Annotated in this window: 13 protein-coding genes; 6 read left to right on the top strand and 7 right to left on the bottom strand. The window is 69.9% G+C overall.

Annotation, left to right across the window (positions count from 1 at the left end):
- Positions 1 to 54 precede the first annotated feature (54 nt).
- The gene (locus H4W80_RS48580; protein WP_192791257.1) at positions 55 to 777 is read left to right on the top strand and encodes a TetR/AcrR family transcriptional regulator; all 723 of its coding nucleotides are present in this window, start codon (positions 55 to 57) and stop codon (positions 775 to 777) included.
- Between the two features lie 48 nt (positions 778 to 825).
- On the opposite strand, the gene H4W80_RS48575 is transcribed toward H4W80_RS48580, so the two are convergent.
- The 5 genes from H4W80_RS48575 to H4W80_RS48555 form a co-directional block, all read right to left on the bottom strand.
- Entirely contained in the window at positions 826 to 3870 is a 3045-nt protein-coding gene (locus tag H4W80_RS48575; RefSeq protein ID WP_192791256.1) for a S8 family serine peptidase, read from the bottom strand.
- Positions 3871 to 3996: 126 nt separating this feature from the next.
- Positions 3997 to 4893, bottom strand: a complete 897-nt coding sequence (locus tag H4W80_RS48570) for a CU044_5270 family protein (RefSeq protein ID WP_192791255.1) — start codon at positions 4891 to 4893, stop codon at positions 3997 to 3999.
- On the bottom strand, positions 4880 to 5527 hold the full coding sequence (locus H4W80_RS48565; RefSeq protein ID WP_225964078.1) for an RNA polymerase sigma factor: 648 nt from the start codon (positions 5525 to 5527) through the stop codon (positions 4880 to 4882). Before H4W80_RS48565 ends, H4W80_RS48570 begins: the two co-directional genes overlap by 14 nt.
- Positions 5528 to 5675: 148 nt before the next feature.
- Positions 5676 to 5816 (bottom strand): hypothetical protein, encoded by a 141-nt coding sequence (locus H4W80_RS48560; RefSeq protein WP_192791254.1) that lies wholly within the window; start codon positions 5814 to 5816, stop codon positions 5676 to 5678.
- Positions 5817 to 5891: 75 nt separating this feature from the next.
- Positions 5892 to 8975, bottom strand: a complete 3084-nt coding sequence (locus H4W80_RS48555; RefSeq protein ID WP_192791253.1) for an endo-1,4-beta-xylanase — start codon at positions 8973 to 8975, stop codon at positions 5892 to 5894.
- Between the two features lie 205 nt (positions 8976 to 9180).
- On the opposite strand from H4W80_RS48555, the gene H4W80_RS61900 reads away from it, so the two are divergent.
- The 3 genes from H4W80_RS61900 to H4W80_RS48535 all read left to right on the top strand — a co-directional run bounded on the left by H4W80_RS61900 (position 9181) and on the right by H4W80_RS48535 (position 13119).
- Positions 9181 to 11418: a pectinesterase family protein gene (locus H4W80_RS61900; protein ID WP_225964076.1), complete on the top strand. Its 2238-nt coding sequence runs from the start codon at positions 9181 to 9183 to the stop codon at positions 11416 to 11418.
- 91 nt (positions 11419 to 11509) lie between these two features.
- Positions 11510 to 12328: a helix-turn-helix transcriptional regulator gene (locus H4W80_RS48540; RefSeq protein ID WP_192791252.1), complete on the top strand. Its 819-nt coding sequence runs from the start codon at positions 11510 to 11512 to the stop codon at positions 12326 to 12328.
- Positions 12329 to 12396: 68 nt separating this feature from the next.
- Positions 12397 to 13119, top strand: a complete 723-nt coding sequence (locus H4W80_RS48535; RefSeq protein ID WP_192791251.1) for an SDR family oxidoreductase — start codon at positions 12397 to 12399, stop codon at positions 13117 to 13119.
- Positions 13120 to 13157: 38 nt separating this feature from the next.
- On the opposite strand, the gene H4W80_RS48530 is transcribed toward H4W80_RS48535, so the two are convergent.
- Both H4W80_RS48530 and H4W80_RS48525 read right to left on the bottom strand, forming a co-directional pair.
- Positions 13158 to 16397 carry an MGH1-like glycoside hydrolase domain-containing protein gene (locus tag H4W80_RS48530; RefSeq protein ID WP_192791250.1) on the bottom strand — a complete coding sequence of 1080 codons (3240 nt, stop codon included), beginning with the start codon at positions 16395 to 16397 and terminating at the stop codon, positions 13158 to 13160.
- A complete protein-coding gene (locus H4W80_RS48525; protein ID WP_192791249.1) occupies positions 16394 to 17785 on the bottom strand; it encodes a glycoside hydrolase family 43 protein in 1392 nt (463 codons plus the stop codon). Before H4W80_RS48525 ends, H4W80_RS48530 begins: the two co-directional genes overlap by 4 nt.
- A gap of 326 nt (positions 17786 to 18111) precedes the next feature.
- Between H4W80_RS48525 and H4W80_RS48520 the strand changes: the two genes are divergently transcribed.
- Positions 18112 to 18891, top strand: a complete 780-nt coding sequence (locus H4W80_RS48520) for an intradiol ring-cleavage dioxygenase (RefSeq protein ID WP_192791248.1) — start codon at positions 18112 to 18114, stop codon at positions 18889 to 18891.
- Positions 18892 to 18999: 108 nt separating this feature from the next.
- A complete protein-coding gene (locus tag H4W80_RS64065; protein WP_192791247.1) occupies positions 19000 to 19482 on the top strand; it encodes a peptidase associated/transthyretin-like domain-containing protein in 483 nt (160 codons plus the stop codon).
- Positions 19483 to 19543: the final 61 nt, after the last annotated feature.

Raw genomic sequence — 19543 nt, 5'->3', positions numbered from 1 at the left:
GATGCCCCTTCACTGCAAGTGACCGCAGCCGGCAAAACCAGACAAGATGGTCGGGTGACAGCGTTGACGCGACGGGAACGACTGCGGGCCGAGCTCGAACGCGACGCCAAGGCGGTCGCCCGCAGGATCGCCGCGGAGGAAGGCATCGAGGGTCTCACCCTCGCCGCCGTGGCCCGCGGCGTCGGCGTGACGCCCCCGGCCCTCTACCGCTACTTCAACGGCAGGGCGGGCCTCGTCCGCGCCATCTACGACGACATAACCGCGGAGTTCATCGACACCGTGGACCTGGCCGTGCGGCGCCAGGACCCCGACGACGTCAGCGCCCAGCTGCACGCCGCCACCCAGGCCGTGCTCGACTGGTCGCTGGCCAACAAGGTCGAGTTCGACCTGCTCATGGGCGCCGGCTTCGCCAAGATCGCCGAGTCGGAGGAGGGCATCCCGGTGGTCATCGCGCGCGAGCTGGGCGGCCTGTTCGGGCAGCTGTTCGCCCGCCTGTGGGACGAGGGACGGCTGACCTGCCCGGCGGACGAGGAGATCGACCCCGTTCTGGCGGCGCAGTTGCGCACCTACCGCTTGGAGGTCGGCCTGGGGTTCCCCATCGGCGTGGTGTTCCTCATGGTCGTCTGCTGGCGGCAGATCTACGGGCTGCTCTGCATGGCCGTCTACGGGCATCACAAATTCGCCTTCGACGACCCGCAGCCGCTGTTCGAGCACATGATCGACGACCTGCTCGGCCTCCTCGGGCTCAAGCGGAGCCCCAACCTGCGCCTGCCGTGACCGCCGACGGCGGTGAGGGCGCCCCGAAGGCGCCCTCACCGTTGCGGATCAGCTGACGGCGTAGGCGCGGGTGATCGTCTGGGTCACCCGGTTGCCGGCGGTGTCGGTGACCACCGCGCGGAGGGAGACGAACCCGGCCGTACGAGGGTTCGCCGGCGTGGCGGTCCAGCCGGAGCCGGTGCGGGTGACCGGGACGCCGCGCCAGGTGGCGCCGTCGTCGGCCGACAGCTCCAGCCGGATCGACGCCACCTCCGCCTTCGTGGAGCCGGGGTTGCGCTCGACCCACACGGGCACGCGGGTCGTGCTGCCCGGCCTGGCGCGGTTGAAGTCGTCCAGGCCCTCGGGGCGGTAGCGGACGGCCATCAACGGCAGGGGCCGCTCCTCGGTCGTGGTGCCGGACCGGAACGTCCACACGGACTCCACGCCGGTCGACAACGCCGAGTACGGAACCTGCCTGCGCATCGACGCGGTCAGGCTGTACGTCCCGCGCTCGGCGGGCAGGTCGGCGTGCAGCCGGCACTTGTGCGACTCATAGACGGAGCAGCCGGTGAGGTCGGCCGTGGCCAGCACGTGCCCGTCCCTGGCGAGAGCGGCGGAGCCGGTCGCGGCACCGTCGGAGCCCGAACGCCCCTCTCCCCCGTCGGCGAACAGCCCCACCCCCGAGAACAGGAGGCTGTCGCCGGTACGGCCGCCGCCCGGCAGCAGGAACGACGGCCCGGTGACCGCGGCGTTCCAGACCTCGCCGGTCTGGCCGGGCTTCGCCTGCCGGCCACCGTCGACGATCACCGAATCACCGACCTTGAGCCCGCTTTCGTAGGTCAGCCCGGGCGTTCGGTAGTGGATGACCGTGGCAGGCAGGGCGATGTCGCGCACCGTCCAGATCATGGAGGCTCCCGGGACGTCGAAGATGCGCGCCCCGGCGTGCGGCGTGCCCGTCGCCGCCACTCCCGAGGCCCGGTACGTCGCGGTGACCTTGGCCAGATCCTGCTGCCTGGCGTGGTATGTGGGATCGTCGGGAATGCCGCCGGTGCGACGGTCGACAAGGCTGTAGACGACAGGCCCCGGAGACACGTCCTCATTGACCCACGTGGTCTCCGCGGTGTAGGTCAGACCCGGTTGGCGGCTGGGAACGACGTGGAGCGCGGTCACCCTCGACCCCGACCACGTCATGCCGAAGTTCCACTGGCCATGGGACAGCCCGAAACCGGAACCGGGCTGATTTTCGGCGCCCGGGTCATCGAGTGTGAACGTGACCGGCTTGCTCTGCCGCATGTCCACCGTCAGCTGACGGTCGCCGCCGTCGATCGTCACCGGGACGTCGGCGACCGCGGAGGCCAACTTGGGGAGACCGACTTCGGTGAAAACATTCCAGTCACCCTCGGGCAGCCGGACGGTGGCCACACCGTCCCGGAAAACCGGGAGGTGGACGGCCCCGGTCCTGGCGTTGTAGACCTGGCTCTCACGGGGATCGGCCGGGCGGCCCTGAGCGTCGAGGACGGTGATGGTGACGTCGTAAGACTCGGGCTCGACGTAGGCGCCGGCCAGCGTGCGGATCACCGTGTCGCCCGACCTGGCGGTGACCGTTCCCGGGTAGTCGCCCGGGGCCTTCCCGCCGGCGTCGATGGTGAGCGTGACCGACGCCTTGCCCGCGGCCGGGACCGTGACGTGCTCCGCCGACAGCTTGAGCACCTGGCTGTCGTGCGACAGGTCGAGCGTGACGGGGCTGTCACCTGTGTTGGCGTAGGTGATCGTCTTGGTCGCCGACCGCTCGCCGGGGCCGTTGTAGGGGAAGACCGCCCACAGACTGCCCTGCTCGGCCACGACCTGCTGCCGCAACCCGCGCACCAGGTCGACCATCCCGGCGCCCTGCTGATAGAGGGTCGCGCGCTGAGCGGGAGCGGCGCTGCCGATCAGGGCGGCCTTGAGCCGCGCGCCCGTCCAGTCCGGGTGGCGCTGGGCCAGGATCGCCGCCGCCCCGGCCACGTGCGGCGTGGACATCGACGTACCGCTCATTTCCTGGTAGCCGCCTCCTGGAGCGGCGGCCGTGATGTCCTTACCCGGCGCGGTCAGCTCGGGTTTGATCGCGTGGTCGTTCAGCCGCGGCCCTGGGCTGGAGAAGTTCGCCAGCTGGTCCTGCTTGTCCACAGCGCCCACGGCCAGGGCCGCGTCGGCGCTGGCTGGGGAGATCAACGATGGCAATGGGCCACCGTTCCCCGCTCCCGCGACGAACAGCGTGCCGGTCCGCTCCGACAGGGTGTTGACCGCCTGCTCCAGCGGGTCCAGCTCCGGAAGGTCGGAGTTGCCGAAGGACATGTTGACGATCTTGGCCTTGACCTCGACGGCGGCCCACTCCATACCGGCAAGGGCGGCCGAGTCGGTCGGGCCCTCGGGCCCGCCCACTTTCCCGATGGCCAGGCTCGCCTCCGGCGCGACGCCCCGGTACTTCTCGCCTCTGCCGGCCACGATCGAGGCGACGTGGGTGCCGTGGCCGACGTTGTCGCGCATGTCTGGTTCGTCGCTGAAGTTTCGTTCCTGCATCACCGCGTCTTTGAGGTCGGGATGCTCGGGGTCGTAGCCGGTGTCCAGGACCGCGACCGTGACGCCCTTGCCCGTCAGCCCCTGCTCCCACGCCTGCGGTGCGCCGATCTGCTTGACGCTGTCGTCCAGCAGGAACGGCCTGCGGCCGTCCAGCCACAACTTGGTACGACCCGCCACCAGAGCGCGAGCTCCCGTGAGGGTCCGCCAGGTCTGCGCGGCGTTCGCCTTGGACACACGTGCCGCGCTCATGCCGAGACTGGACAGTTTCCGCACCTGCGACGAGCCCAGTGACGTGGTGATGCCCTGTTCGATGACGGGGATGTCGGGGGTGTCGGCATCGCCGTACCGCCAGGCCAGGAGTTGGGTGACGTCGAACAGCCGCCGGTCCAGCACGCCCTGGGCGAGCAACGGCGCGGCATCGGACGGGATCACATACAGGTGGCCCCCGCGCACCTGACTGGAGAAGCCGACCTGCCTGCCGGGCCCCGGCTCCACGCGATGCCCCTGACCGGCGACCACCACCCGGTCACCGGTGATCAGGGTGATCCCGTTCACCTGCCGAGATGGGGTCTGTGATGCCGGTGCCTGTGTCGGTGTGACACCGATCGTCCCCGCCAGCAGAGCGGCGAGGAGCGACTTGCCTAAAGTCATGATCTACCTCGTGTACGAAGGAAAGGACCCTTACCGGGGAAGCTCGTCCGTCCAACCGGTGGTCAGCTTGATGAACCCGCTGTTCGCACCGGCCAGCCCGCCGTCGCTGGTGGGCAGCAGATTGGTACGGATCACCCGGGAAGTCTGGGGATCGACGACCAACTTGATCTCCCAGGTCCCATCGGGGATCATCAGCTCCTCCCCACCCTCGACCGCGCCCAGCCGCTGGACGTTCGGCAGTGAGGCGAGCGCGCGGAACGCCGCCGCACGGACCTCCGCGGGCGCGGGCAACTCCGCGATCAGCGAGACCAGCGGAAGGAAGGCGATGTCCAGCTCGCCGACGGTCTCCGTCCGCATCTCGACGACCCGCCGCTTCAACGTCTCAGGGTCGGTCGGCAACTCCTGGAGGTCCTGGAAGCCGACTTCGCCGCCGCGCCCGAGTCCCAGCCAGAACGACGCCGAGGGCTCCTCCACCACGCCCTCGCCGCGGCCCGGCATGCCCCTGCTCCACCGCCGCCCATCGCGGGTGGTCCAGCTCTCTCCCCGGAGCCGGCCGTTCTCGCTCTCCTGTCTGATGTGCCAGTAGGTTCCGGAAGCTTGTGGTTCCTGCTCCGCGTTGTCGGCGGCCACGAGCAGGATGTTCTTGGCAGAGGTCAGTGGCAGAACGTTACGGGCGTAGGGCAGTGGCTTGACGGGCACGGCGGTCTGGCCGGGGCCGATCACGACGGCGACGGCCGCCGCGAGCGCGGCCGCGGCAGAGGCAGCGGCAAGGCCTGTGACCCGCATGGTCAAAGGCCGCCGGGACCGCCGGGGAGCCGCCGGGCGGGCTGTCACGGCCAGCAGCCGCTCCCGCGCGCCGGTCAAGGCGTCCGGGCCGGTTTCCGGCACCTCCGAGCGCAGGCGCTTGATCAGCTCAAGGTCGTTCATGGTCTTCTTCTCTCGTCTCAGCCGGATTGGCGCCGCCCAGAGCGTGCGCGACCTTGCGCCGGGCGCGTGACAGGCGTGATCGGACCGTGCCGATGGGCACCCGCAGCGCCTGGGCCGTCTCCTCGTACGTCAGATCGCCCCAGGCGATCAGCAGCAGCACGTCCCGCTCGCCGCGGCCGAGTTTCGCCAGCGCGGCGGCCAGGCTTTGCCGGGTGGCCGACGCGGAGACCCGGGCGGCCACCCGCTCGTCGAACGCGGCGACCACCGGGTCCTCACCCGTACGGGCCATGGCCCGGTAACCCCGCACTTCGGCACGCCGGTGCAGGCCGATGACGTTCGTGGTGATGCCGTACAACCAGGGCAACGCCTCCGTGCGCGCGAATTCGTACCGGTCGCGCGTCTCGAAGGCCCTGGTGAACGCCTCGGCCACCACGTCCTCGGCATGTTCGGGTCCAAGACGCCGCACGGCGTAGCGGTGCAGCACGGCGGCATGCCGATCGAAGAGCACCGCGAAGCACTCCGGTGTGCGCAGCGAGGCTTCGATGATGGAGGAGTCGTCCCGGCAGTCCACCAGCGCCGCTCGGCCGCGTACCGATGGCTGATGGCCGCCGCCGGGAGATGGAGGGTCCGTCAAGACGAGCTCCCGTTCTGAAGTGGTTGTCACGACCGTCTTTATCCGGTGGGCCTTTCACAGTTCCCACCGGGCGTTCGGAACGGGTCGCGAGCGCGTCGCCCGTCGCCGGGCATCACCACCGCCGGGCAGGGTGTGCTCGGTCAGCGGCTCAAGGCGCGTGGCCGCGCAGAATGAACGCGATCGTCTCGTCCAGGCTCTCCTCGAGTTGCTCGGCGGACATCGCGCCGCCCAACGCCAGTGCGGTGAGGCCCTGAAGCGCGGCGGTGAGCGGCACGGCGACGCGGTTCAAAGGCATCCCGGTCTGGGGTGGGTGTCGGCAGGCCCACCCCGTAACCGGGCAACGGGTGGGTGGCTCCGGGCCCGCCTACCCCTGGGTGAGCCGGAGGACGCCCCAGTGGCTGGTGTCCAGGTAGGTTCGGCCGGTGTTGTCGTTCCAGGTCACGGCGCTGGTACGGGTGGTGCCGGTGGCGTCGTTGACCTGGGTGTCGAAGCCCAGGAGCGTGCCCGGGGCGAGGGTGATCGTGGGCAGCTCGATGGCCGCCTCTACGACGTATCCGCCGGGCACCCTTCTGGTCACCGCCTTCACGTGGTCCTTCACCCCGCCCGCGTCGAACGTCCCGCCGACCGTGATCCGGCCCGAGAAGCTGATCCGGTACTGGCCGTCGTCGTCCTCGTAGCCCTTGGTCTTGCCGTTGCCCGGGTCCACGAAGATCTCGACGGAGTCCTGCTCCCACGGGTTCGGGGACTGCTCGCTCAGTGTCGGGTCGGTGACCTGGGCGAGGACGTACAGGGTGGACCCGCTCCACAGCGAGCGGACCCTGGCGGTCGCGCCGGACGTGCCCTGGATCCAGGTCGCGGTACGGATCTCCGGCGCGGCCGACCAGGCCCGGTCCACGGCGCCGTCGAGGACGGGCGTGCGGTGGGCGGCGGCGGTGAGCTTGATCGCGGGCGCGGCGGTCACCTGTCCCGTCCAGGAGGTGCTCGCGCCGGCGGAGTCGCTCACGGTCACCTCCACGTCGGTGCCCGTGACGGCCGTGGAACGACTTGCGGTCACGTCCGCGTCGGCGCCCGTGACGGCCGTGAAGGCGCTTGCGGTCGCGTCCGCGTCGGTGGCGGCCGGGATCAGGGCCTCGACGCGGTAGCCGGTCGGGGTCGGCCGCACCGCCGCCTTGGGGCCGCCGGTCCCCTTGACGGCGGCGTGCGGATCGTCAGTCTGCTCGACGCCGTACGAGGTGCCGGTTCGTTTGACCACGTACGGGGTGCCGTCGACGGTGAACGTCACCCGGTCGTCCTTGCCCGCCGTCGGGTCGGTGACCTCGGCGAGCACGTACAGCCCCTTGCCCGACGAGCGCGCCTGGAACCCGGCCGACACCTCGCCCACCCGCGCGACCGGCGAGTCCGGCAGCAGGTCCCATTCGAGGTCCCGCTTGCCGTCCACCTTGGGCGTCCCGGCGGGCGCCTCCAGCCGGCGCTGCGGCGGGGGCAGCCGCGACGGGTCCACGACGCCCCAGTAGGCGGGCTTGGCCTGGAGGTCGTCGTCGAACAGCAGCGGCGCGTTCAGCCGCGGGATCGGCCACGAGCGCAGCCAGCTCACGTCGTCGGACTCGCCCCAGACGGTCACGGAGCTGAGGTCGGCGGCCTGACGCCGGAAGACGTCGAACAGCTCCTTGTAGCGGTGGCCCTGCTGGGCGAGCAGTTCGGGCGGGATCGTGTCGTACGACGACACGAAGTCCGTGTAGACGCTGACGTCCAGCTCGGTGATCTGCTGGTCCACCCCCAGCGTGGCGAAGCGCTCGATCGTGGCCTCGACGGAGGAGGCGGGCGGGTGCTCGATGTTCAGGTGGAGCTGGTGGCCCACGCCGTCGATCGGCACCCCTTCCGCCTTGAGCCGCTTGACCAGCGCGTACAGGGCCTCGCGCTTGCGCGGGAACTCGGTGTTGTAGTCGTTGATGAAGAGCTTGGCGGCCGGGTCGGCCTCGTGGGCGACGCGGAAGGCGGTGCGGATGAAGTCGAGGCCGGCGATCTCGTACCACTGGGAGCGGCGCAGGCCGTCGGGCTGGTTCTCGTCCACGACCTCGTTGACCACGTCCCAGGCCGCGATCTTGCCCTTGTACCTGGTCACGAGCGTGCGCACGTGCGTCTCCAGGCGTTTGAGCAACGTCTCCTTGTCGGCGTTCTGGAAGACCCAGTCGGGGGTCTGGCTGTGCCAGGCGAGCGTGTGGCCGCGGATGGTCATGCCGTGCCGGGTGGCGAAGTCCACCAGGAAGTCGCCGTCGGCGAAGGTGAACTCGCCCTCACGGGGCTCGGTGGCGTCCCATTTGAGCTCGTTGCCGGGGGTGACGCCGCTGAAGTGCCTGGCCAGCAGCTCGCCGTGGACGCCGAGCGCGTCGGGCCTGGTGAGCGCCGAGCCCATGACGAACGGCACCTTGTCCTTGAGCGCGGGGATGTCGGTCTGGATCGGCTTGGGCTGGAGGTACTTCATGGAGAAGTCGTCCAGGTAGAAGGGGAACGTGCCGGTGTCGGACTCGACGTAGACGCTGAGGAAGTCGACGTCGTACGCGAGCGTGTACGTGCCCGACAGCTGCACCCACTCCCCCGCCGGCACGTCCTTCGGCGAGGCGACGCGCTCGTAGCTGGGGGTGCCGCCGGTCCTGCGCTCGATCGACAGTCCGAGCCGGCCCGCCGTGGCCTCCGGTCCGAGCCGCACCCACACCGACAGGGCGTATTTGTCGCCCTTGGCCATCCGGCCGAGCACGTTGAGCGCGGGGCCGTCCCAGGAGGCCGAGCGGCCGCTCACGGCCAGCGAGCGGCTGCCGGCGTGGGCGGCCTCCGCGCTGGACTGGAGGGCGGCGGCGGCCCTGGGCGCCCAGTCCTGCGCGGTGCCGTCCTCGAAGTCGCTGCTGACGGGCTCGCGCGTGGGGTCGCCCAGCGGGGTGACGACGATGTCGTCCAGGTAGAACTGGCCGGTGGCGTCGGAGCTCTCGGCGTAGAGCTGCACGTCGGAGGACTCGGCGGTGAACAGGTAGTTCCCCGAAAGCCGCGTCCACCCGCCGTCGGTCACGGTCGCCGCCGCGACCCGCTCGTACGTGGTGCTGCCCCCGGTCGGGGTGCGCTGGACGGTCAGCGCGATCGTGGCGGCCGGCTGCCCGCTCACCAGCCGCGCGTACGCGGTCACGGTGTAGCCGACGCCCCGGACGAACGGCGCCACGATGGACGCGCCGTGCCACGTGGCGGTCCGGCCGGTGGTCAGGAGGCCGCTCGTGCCCCCGTGGGCGGCCTCCGGCGTCACGGTGACAGAGACGCCGCCGCCGCGTGGCCCCCATCCCTGGGTGGTGCCGTCCTCGAAGTCGTACGTGAGGTCGTACGTGAGGCGGGCCGCCGCGTGCGCGGAGAGCGCGGGCACGAGACATAACAGGGCGGCGGCCACCAGGGCTCGAAGGGTGCGCACGATGCTCCCGATGAAAGTTTCAGCGAAACGCCGATAAATATCAGGCGGACTGTAGATGCGGCGCGCTCCGATGGTCAAGATCACTCATAATCTTGCAATCGCTTGTTGCAGCGCGGTGCAGTTTCACTGCAGGGGATTGACGGAGTGAGGCGGCTGAGTCAGCGTTTCATGCAACCGATTGCCGCATCCTCGGCGAGGTCGCCCCATGCGATTGCTGTTGCTCCTCCCCTTGCTCGCCCTGCCCCCTGTGACAACGGCCCCGGCGCCCGCCACCATCGTGGTCGCGGCCGACGGCACGGGCGACCACACGACCGTGCAGGCCGCGGTCGACGCCGTCCCCGCCGGCAACGCCCGCCCGGTCACCATCCTGGTCCGCAAGGGCACCTACCGGCAGCAGGTGGTGATCCCGGCCGACAAACCGCACATCTCCCTGGTCGGCGCCACGCGGGACCCGCATGAGGTGGTGCTCACGTTCGACGCCTCGGCGGCCACGCAGAAGCCGGACGGCTCGGGACCGTACGGCACCTCCGGCAGCGCCTCGTACACGATCAGCGCCCCCGACTTCACCGCCCGCAACCTCACCTTCGAGAACGCCTACGACGAGGCCGCCCACGGCTACAGCCAGGCGGTGGCCGTGCGGACGACGGGCGACCGGCAGGTGTACGACAACGTGCGCTTCATCGGCAACCAGGACACCCTGTACGCCAACACCGCCTCGGCCACGACGGTCGCCAGGCAGTACTTCACCGACTGCTACGTCGAGGGCGACGTCGACTTCATCTTCGGCCGCGCCACCGCCGTCTTCGACCACTGCCTGATCAAGGGCAGGACGCGCGGCAGCGCGGACAACAACGGCTACGTCACGGCCGCCAGCACCGAGCTGAGCAACCCGTACGGGTTCCTGATCTACCGCAGCCACCTCACCAGCGACGCGCCCGCCCGCACCTTCCACCTGGGCCGCCCGTGGCCGGCCGGCGGCTCCGCCACGGCCAGGGGCCAGGTGCTGGTGCGCGAGTCGTGGCTGGGCCAGCAGGTCAAGGACGCCCCCTGGACCGACATGTCCGGCCTGAGCTGGCGGGACGCGCGCCTGTCCGAGTACCGCAACCACGGCCCCGGCGCGACCGTCAACGGCGACCGGCCGCAGCTCGCCCCGGGCCAGGCCGCCGCCTTCACCCCGGAGCGGTACCTGGCCGGCGCCGACGGCTGGAACCCCATCCGCCGCCACCGCCCCGTCCCGCGCGAGCCCGGCCGCGAGGTGCTCCCCCGCGACGACGGCTGGGCGGCGGCCGGCACCGGCACCACCGGCGGCTCGGCCGCCCGCCCCGAGGACGTCCACGTGGTCAAGACCAGGGCCGAGCTGGTCGCGGCGCTCGGCGACCCGGCCGACAACACCCCCAGGATCGTGTACGTGAAGGGCGCCATAGACGCCGACACCGGCACCGACGGCACCCCGCTGACCTGCGAGGACTACGCCGTCAACGGCTACAGTCTGCCCGCCTACCTGGCCGCCTACGACCCGGCCGTCTGGGGCCGGGCCGGCGTCCCGTCAGGTCCGCTGGAGGAGGCCCGCAAGGCGTCGTACGCGAAGATGGCCGAGCACGTCACGGTCACCGTCGGCTCCAACGTCACCCTCATGGGCCTCGGCGCGGACGCGGCGCTGAAGAGCTTCGGCGTGCGCGTCAGCAACGCCGACAACGTCATCGTCCGCAACCTCACCATCACCGACACCTCCGACTGCTTCCCGCAGTGGGACCCGACCGACGGCGCCGACGGCAACTGGAACGCCTCCTTCGACAACGTCGAGGTCTCCGGGTCCACGCACGTCTGGCTCGACCACAACACGCTCAATGACGGCGACAACCCGGACTCCGGCCAGCCGCGCTACTTCGGCCGCCCGTACCAGGTCCACGACGGCCTGCTGGACGTGGTCCGCGCCTCCACGTACGTGACGCTCTCCTGGAACCACCTCAGCGACCACGACAAGGTGACCCTGATCGGCAACACCGACAACCCCACGCGGTACGGCGAGGAGGACAAGCTCAAGGTCACCCTGCACCACAACTACTTCGAGGGCCTCGGCCAGCGCGCGCCCAGGGTGCGCTTCGGCCAGGTGCACGTCTACAACAACTACTACACGGGCGGCGACGGCCACGGCTACAGCATCGGCGTGGGCTTCGGCTCCAAGGTCTACGCCGAGAACAACGCCTTCGACGGCATCGCGGCGGACAAGGTCCTGTCGGTGTTCAACGGCACCGCGATCACCGCGAAGGGCAACCTGGTGGACGGCGCCCCGGCCGACGTGGTGGCCGCCTACAACGCCGCGCACGGCACGGCCGTCGGGCCGGACGCCGGCTGGACCCCGGCGCTGTTCACCCGCGTCCACCCGCCGCAGGCGCTGCGCGCCCTCGTCCCGGCGAGGGCCGGAGCGGGCCGCCTGCACTGAGCGGCCCGATCAGACGAGGGGCCGAAGGTGGGAGCGGCGCGGCCACCTTCAGCCCCTGTGACACCCCTGCGCTTGGCCTAGCCTCGAAGACATGGACAGGGAGAACCCACTCGGCCAGTTCCTGCGGGCCCGCCGCGAGCTGCTCCAACCGGAGGAGGCCGGCGTGCCGGTCACGGCCCGGCGCCGCGTGGCGGGGCTGCGCCGGGAGGAGGTCGCCCGGCTCGCGGGCGTGAGCACCGACTACTACGTACGACTGGAGCAGGGCCGCGAGCGCCACCCCTCCGCCCAGGTGGTCGACGCGCTCGCCCACGCGCTGGCCCTGGAGGAGGACGCGGTCGCGCACCTGCACCGGCTGGCCCGCCCGGTCCGGCGCAGGCGGGCGTCCGCCAGGCGGGAGCGGGTCAGCCCCAACCTGCTGCGCATGATGGAGGGCTGGCCGCACACGCCCGCGGTGGTCCTGGGCCGCCGCCTCGACGTGCTGGCCGCCAACCTGCTCGGCAGGGCCCTGTTCGACGGCCACGCCTACAGCGGGGACCTGGTCCGGCTGGTGTTCCTCGACCCGGACGCGCGGGAGTTCTACCCCGACTGGGACCGGGTGGCGGTCAACACGGTCGCCGGGCTGCGGGCCGGCGCGGGCGCCGACCCGGACGACCCGCTGCTGATTGAGGTGGTCGGCGAGCTGTCGGTCAAGAGCGAGCCCTTCCGCAGGCTGTGGGCCCGTCACGACATCCGCCAGAAGACCCACGAGACCAAGCGCTTCCGCCACCCGTTGGTGGGCGAGCTGACCCTGCACTACGAGTCGCTGACCGTGAACAGCGCTCCCGGGCAGCAGCTCGTCGTCTACCAGGCCGACCCGGGCAGCCCGTCGGAAGAGGCGCTGTCCCTGCTGGGCTCCCTGACCGCCGGCTGAACCACCCTTCGCTGACCGCGCCCCGCCGGGGCGCCATTTCGCCATGCCCATCTACCTGGAGTCACACCATGAAGAAGATCGTCCTGGTCACCGGGGCCAGCAGCGGCATCGGGCAGGCCACCGCGCTGCGCCTCGCCCGCGAGGGCCACCACCTGGTCATCGGCGCCCGCCGCGAGGACCGGCTGGCCGCCGTCGCCGAGAGCATCAGGAACGAGGGCGGCAGCGTGGAGGTGTGCCGCCTCGACGTGACGGACCGCGAGGACGTCACGAGGTTCGCCGACACGGCCGCGAAGCGGCACGGCCGGGTGGACGTGCTCGTCAGCAACGCGGGCGTGATGCCGCTGTCCCGGCTGGACTCGCTCCTGGTGGACGAGTGGGAGCGGATGATCGACGTGAACGTGCGCGGCCTGCTGCACGGCATCGCCGCGACGCTGCCCCACTTCCAGCGGCAGGGCGGCGGCCACTTCGTCACCGTCGCCTCGATCGGCGCGCACGGGGTGGTGCCGACGGCCGCGGTCTACTGCGCCACCAAGTACGCCGCCTGGGCGATCACCGAGGGGCTGCGCCAGGAGCTGGACCCGAGCATCCGGGTCACCACGATCTCCCCGGGCGTCGTGGAGTCGGAGCTGGCCGACACGATCACCGAGCCGGGGGCGCGGGAGGCGATGCGCGTGTACCGGGCGGCTTCGATCCCGCCGGAGGCCATCGCCGACGCCATCGCGTACGCGATCGGCCGGCCGACGGAGGTGGACGTGAACGAGATGGTCATCCGCCCGGCCGCGCAGCGCTGAAAGGGTGGGGGCGCGCCGAGGCGCGCCCCCACGCGGCGTCACGGACCGTAGGCCTTGACCTCCAGGAGGCCGACCGAATTGCTGCCGTTGCCGGTGAGCAGCACCCGCAGGCGGGTCGTGCTCGTGGCGTTGAAGGTGACGCTGTTGTAGGCGTTCTTGGTCAGCGTGTACGCCGACGCGCCCGGCACGTCCACGTACGCGCTGCCGTTCCAGTACTGCAGCTTCCACGACGCGGGCATGTCGATCCCCTCGTCGTCATCGAAGAAGTACACCTCGGCGCGGTTCAGGTTCTGGGCCGAGCCCCAGGTCAGGTCCACCCACTGCTGCCCGGTCTCCGGCCAGCAGCCCCAGCGCGGGTTGACGGTGTCGTTGGACGACGGCGGGTCGATCCCGTCGTTGACCGCGGCCACGCTCTCCCACGACGAGGTGTTCGACGCCGACGGCGTGGCCGACGACGCCAGGTTGGTGGGGTTCGGCTGCTGCGTCCCGCCCCGGTTGAAGACCTTGATCTCGGTGAGGCCGGTCCTGGCCCCGGAGGCGGCCGTGGCCAGCACCCGCAGGCGCTGCGTGCTGACCGCGGAGAACTGCACCACGTTGTAGTTGGCCCGCGGCGCGGACGGCGTCTTGGCCTGGCCGGGCACGCTCACCCAGGCGCTGCCGTTGTAGTACTGGATGTCGTACGACGCCGGCGCCCGGTAGGTGGCGCTGGCCGGGCGGCTGTCCTTGAAGTAGAGCCGCACCTCGTTGACCGTCTTGGCGGAGCCGAAGTTCAGCTCGTACCAGTCCTGCCCGGCGGTCGTGCCACCCCAGAACGGCTCGTTGATCGGGAAGCCGTCCACCGCGCCCGCGGTGGTGCTGCCCGAGGCGGTGGTGGAGGCCGTGGCGGTGGCGCCGGCGGCGAGGTTGGTGAGGTTGGCGGTCAGGTCGACGCCGGCCTTGGCCAGCATGTCGACCATGCGGGCGCTGTTCTGGGTGACCTGCGCGGGCGCCTGCAGCCCGGGCACGGCCACGTGGTAGGTGACGGACCCGCTGGTGGTGACGTCACCGGTGGCCGGGTCCCACGTGAACGGCACCAGCGACGACACCGTGGCCGCCCGGTTGCCGTTGATGTAGATCGAGTAGCCCTCGGGGACGCCGGGGTAGCGCACGACGCCGTCGGACGGGTCGTCCCAGACGATGGTCAGGTCGGCGTTGCGGTAGCGCAGGTTGTTGACGGTGAAGTGGCTCCAGCCGATGTTGATCGGCGAGAGCTCCACCTTGGCGTCGTTGCGCGGGCGCAGGCCGGCGACGTCCTCGATCACGGTCCAGTTGCTGCTGCCCAGGATGTTGTGGTGGATCCACGAGCGGTACGTGATGGACGAGCCGTTCCAGTCGGCCCAGAACTCGTTGGCGTCCGGCCACTGGGTGTTGCCGTTGATGTACTGCGCCCAGGCGTTCCAGTAGAGCAGCTTCTTGTACCAGGTCGCGTCGATCCACTCGTTGGAGTAGTTCCGCAGCACCGAGGAGAGCAGGCGGAACTGCACCGTGGAGTTGATCGTGGAGAAGTTGTTGCTGCCGGTGCCCGAGGCCGCCTTGTCGGCCTGGTTGGCGGTGTAGAAGGGGAAGATCGGATACTGCGCCGGGTCGTCGAACAGGCGCAGGGCCTGCTTGTAGGTGGAGGTGTTGGGGATCGCGCCGACGGCGAACGGGTAGTAGTTGTTGATCTCCTTCCACGGCACCCATTCGTTGGTGGACTTCAGCCGGTGCTCGAAGAGCTGCCGGTTCGGGTTCCACAGCACGTTGACGATGGCGTTCTGGATCTGCGTGGCCAGCGTGCGCATCTCGTTGGCCTTGGCCGTGTTGCCGGTCGCCTCGTACGCCTGCGCGGCGGCCAGCGCCCCGCTGTACTGGTAGGCGGCCTCGGCGCGGTCCATGTTGCCCGGCTTCCAGTGGAAGGACACGGCGTCGGCGTCGTTGCCGGTCAGGGCGCCCCAGTCGTACTCGATGAGCTTGTTGTTGTCGTGGTCGTAGTAGGAGAGCTGGCCCTTGACGTCCTGCTCGGCGTAGCGGGCCAGGTTCGCGGCGATGGCGGGCTGGCCGCCGTGGATCTGGTAGCTCTTCCAGGCCGCCTCGGCGATGTACTGCGTGTAGCTGTTCGACCAGTTCTCCGGGTCGCCGGGGTTGTCCAGGAAGCGGCCGTTCTTGGAGATCTGCCCGACGCTCAGCCAGTCGCCGTACGAGTAGATCGGGTTACGCAGGTACTTGAGGTCGTCGATGTGCATGGGCTGGGTCAGCGCGATCGCGTTGTTGTAGCCCAGCGCGCCCTCGACGGAGGTCGGGAACTGGAAGGTCTGCCCGGGGATGTCCGCGTCCAGGTGGTTGAAGCGCATCAGCCACCAGCGGTAGTAGATGTTCTTCTTGATGCCGGGCTCGGGCACGTCGATGTAGGGGATGTTGTCGGCCCACCACTTGTTGTAGGCGCGCACGTGCGTGGCGAACGCGGTGGCGGGCGTGTAGCCGGCGTAGGCGTCGTAGTCGGTGCGGGAGGCCGGGATCTCGTTGGTGACGAAGCCCATGACGACCTTGACGGTCGTCGTCGCCCCGGGGGCGATCGTGACGGACCTGTTCAGCCCGCCGCTGGAGACGGTGAACCCGTCACCGGTCAGCCTCGGGTAGATGGTGGTGAGGTTGTTGTAGGCGTTCACCTGGCCGGTCAGCTCGCTGCCGCTGCCGCTGGTGGCGTACGGGGAGGTGGCCCGCAGTTGCAGCGTCGTCGAGGCGGAGCCGCCGTTGGTGATGGCCAGGTTGGCCACGGCCACGTTGTTGTCGGTGATGAACTTCGTCTGGTCGATCGTGATCGAGCCGCTGGTGTGCCGGCTCTTCCAGTAGCTGGGCGCCTGCCAGCGCGAGTTCACCTGCTCGGTGAAGGTGCCGGGGGTGACGGCGACGGTGAAGGCGTTGTTGTTGTTGATGCTCTCCCAGTACGCCACCTGCCCGGCGAAGCCGAGCGTGCCGGGCGTGTGGGTCTTCATGAACAGCGCCCGGCCGCGCGTCATGAGCCACGTGCCGGCCGGGTCGTTGCCCGAGCGGGACAGCAGCCGGTCCATCCAGAAGTCGGTGCCGGAGCTCTCGGCGTCGTAGATGGCCTGCATCGTGTTGCCGGGCGTGTACGACCCCGGCGGGGCGGGGACGGCCGGGCCGCTGAAGGTCGGGTAGCCGATGGTCTGGTCCGCGTGCGCCGGAGCACCGGCGACGAGCATTCCGACCACGAGCAGCAGGGCTAACAGGGCGCGCCTCATGAGAAGGCCCTCCATTCGAGCACACCGGTCGAGAAGCCGGACTTGGAGGTGATGTTCAGCCGCAACCGGGTGGTGTTGACCGAGGTGAACGTCGTGGTGTTGAACGTGTTGCCCGCCACGCCGCAGGACGACTGGCCGGGCACGTTGACGTAGGCGCTGCCGTTCCAGTACTGCACCTGGCAGGAGGCCGGCAGGTCGATGCCCTGGTCGTCGTCGAACCAGTAGGTCTGGATCCTGGAGACGTTCTGGGCGGTGGGCCAGCGGTACTCGATCCACTCGGTGCCCTGGTGGTCCCAGTTGCCGTAGGCGCCGTGGCTGTGGTCGGCCGAGTTCGCCGGGGTGTAGCCGTCATTGATCGCCCCGAGCGTCTCCCAGGGCGAGACGTACGAGGTGTACGGGGTCGCGCCGGTCGCCAGGTTGCCCGGGGTGGTGGGGCCGCCGGAGGTCTGGACGACCTTCTGCATGGTGCCGTCGGCGTTGAAGTAGAGCTTGTCGATGGTCACCGAGCGGCGGAAGTTGCCTCCGCCCGGGGCTGCGGCGTTGTGGTAGACCATGTACCACTGGCCCTTGTACTCGATGATCGCCGGGTGGTTGGTGGTCGAGCTGACCTGGTCGAGCACGACGCCGCGGTGCGTCCAGGGCCCGAGCGGGTTGCTGGCGGTGGCATACCTGATGCAGGCGTAGCCCGGCGCGGAGCAGGCCGAGTCGTTGGCCGCGTAGGCGAGGTAGTAGACGCCGTTGCGCTTGAACATCCAGGGGGCCTCCCAGAAGTTCGACACGCCGCTCGGGGTGACGACCGAGCCGTTGAGCGAGGTCATGTTGGCGTTGAGCTTGGCCGCGCGCAGGCCGTAGTAGGAGCCCCAGTACATGTAGACCTGGCCGTCGTCGTCGGTGAAGACGGTGGGGTCGATGTTGAGGGGCGAGGAGTTGGGGGTGCTGTCGCTGATCAGCGGGCCGCCCTTGGCGTCGCGGAACGGGCCGGTCGGGGTGTCGCCGACGGCCACGCCGATGTCCATCCAGCCGGCGCCGTTGCCGTTGACGGGGACGTACCAGTAGTACTTGCCGTCGGCGCCGCGCTCGACCTCGCCCGCCCAGGCGTCGGCGCCCGCCCAGGAGAAGTTCGAGATCGAGAGCTTGGCGCCCTGGTCGGTGAAGTTGGTGGCGTCGGTCGAGGTGAAGACGTGCCAGTCGCGCATGACGAAGTTGGTGCCGCCCGCCGGGGCCTCGTCGTGGCCTGTGTAGAGGTACAGGGTGTCGCCCACGACCAGCGCGGCCGGGTCGGCCGTGTAGATCGCGGTGGTGATCGGCGCGCCCGCGTACGCGGGCGTCGCGTTGCCGAGGATGAGCACGAGTGCCGCGGTGAGGGCCGCTGCCCAGCGTCGTCTCATGTGTTCGCCCCTTACAATCTAGCGATTGCTTCTGTTAGCGCTAACATCACGGACAGGGATCGAAGCGGTGAACCTAAAAGGTTTTCGGGAAAGTAGACCGGCCGGACAGGGACTGTCAATCGGCCACTGCAACTGTGTGCAGTGCCTTCCAACTGGACCTATCTGGCCCGACCGTCGCTGATCAGCTCGCGAGCCGCTGGTTACAGTTTCATATCACCGAAAAGGGTTTCGACTGAAATGTCATCAGACGCAGGCCGCGCCTCCGCTGAAAGGCCGCCCTCCCGTGAGAGGTTCGTCTGAGTGAAGGAACGCCAGAAGGAACTCCAGTGGGACACGATCACGAAGGTCAGCGGGTCAGCCGGCGGCGGCTGATCGCCGGCATCAGCTCGCTCGGGCTCGGCGCCGTACTGTCGGCGCCCGGCGCCCGCGCGGGGGCAGCGACCGGGGATCTCGCCTCGCTGCTCGCCGGCTCGCGCGTGTGCAAGCTGACCCCGAGCGCGACGCAGGGCCCCTACTACTTCGACGCCGACAAGATCCGCAGCGACATCCGAGAGAACAAGCCGGGCGTGCGGCTGCGGATGGGCATCAGGGTGCAGGACAGCGAGACGTGCTCGGCCATGGGCAACGCCGTCGTGGAGATCTGGCACTGCGACGCCGCGGGGGTCTACTCGGGGGCGGAGAAGGAGTCGAAGGACGACGCCGCCAGCGGCCCTCCCCCGGGCGGCTTCACCGACGTGGCCTTCATGAGCGACATGAAGCCCTCGGACGACTCCCGCTACCTGCGCGGCGCGCAGGTCACCAACAGCGACGGCATCGTGGAGTTCACCACCATCTGGCCGGGCTGGTATCCCGGCCGCACGGTCCACATCCACACCATGGTCCACTTCAGCGACCGGCGCGTGCTGAACACGCAGATCATGTTCGACGACGCGCTCAACGCCAAGGTGCTGGCGACGCCGCCCTACGCGGCGCACACCGGGCGCGACACCTTCAACAGCGCCGACAACATCTTCAGGGACGGCATGATGCTGCAGGTCATCCAGGACGGCGACGGCTACCTGGGCACGATCATCCTGTCCGCCGACTCCGATCGGAACGGCGGCTGACCCCGTCCCCGACTCATGAGAACTTCATCCGCGGTGAAGGAGGTCCCAAGAGGTCCCGTCCTACGGTGAGGTCCGGAACATCACCGCATCCCGGACAAGGACACCACAGTGGGACACGATCACGAAGGTCAGCGCGTCAGCCGGCGACGGCTGTTCGCCGGCATCAGCTCGCTCGGGCTCGGCAGCCTGCTGGTGGCCTGTTCGAGCGCCGAGGGCACGGCGACCGTCACGACGTCCACGGGCGCGAGCGTGACGCCGGCCGCCACCACGGCCGCGGACCTCACCTCGCTGTTCGAAGGGGCCGGCACCTGCAAGCTGACCGGCACCACGACGCAGGGCCCCTACTACTTCGACGCCGACAAGATCCGCAGCGACATCCGCGAGGACAAGCAGGGCGTGCGGCTGCGGGTGGCCATCAAGGTGCAGGACAGCGAGACGTGCAAGCCGCTGGGCAACGCGGTCGTGGAGATCTGGCACTGCGACGCGGCCGGGCTCTACGACGACAGCATGCTCATGAAGATCACCCAGGAGGACGACGGCTACCTCGGGGCCATCGTCTTCTCCGCCGACTCCGACAAGGACGGTGCCTGAACCCTGCGCACGGCGTGTGGTGGCTGGATTCGCGGGACCAGCCGCGTGATACCGTACCGGA

This window comes from Nonomuraea angiospora (assembly GCF_014873145.1).
Classification (GTDB): Bacteria; Actinomycetota; Actinomycetes; order Streptosporangiales; family Streptosporangiaceae; genus Nonomuraea; species Nonomuraea angiospora.
This window is presented reverse-complemented; position numbering and strand designations above follow the sequence as displayed.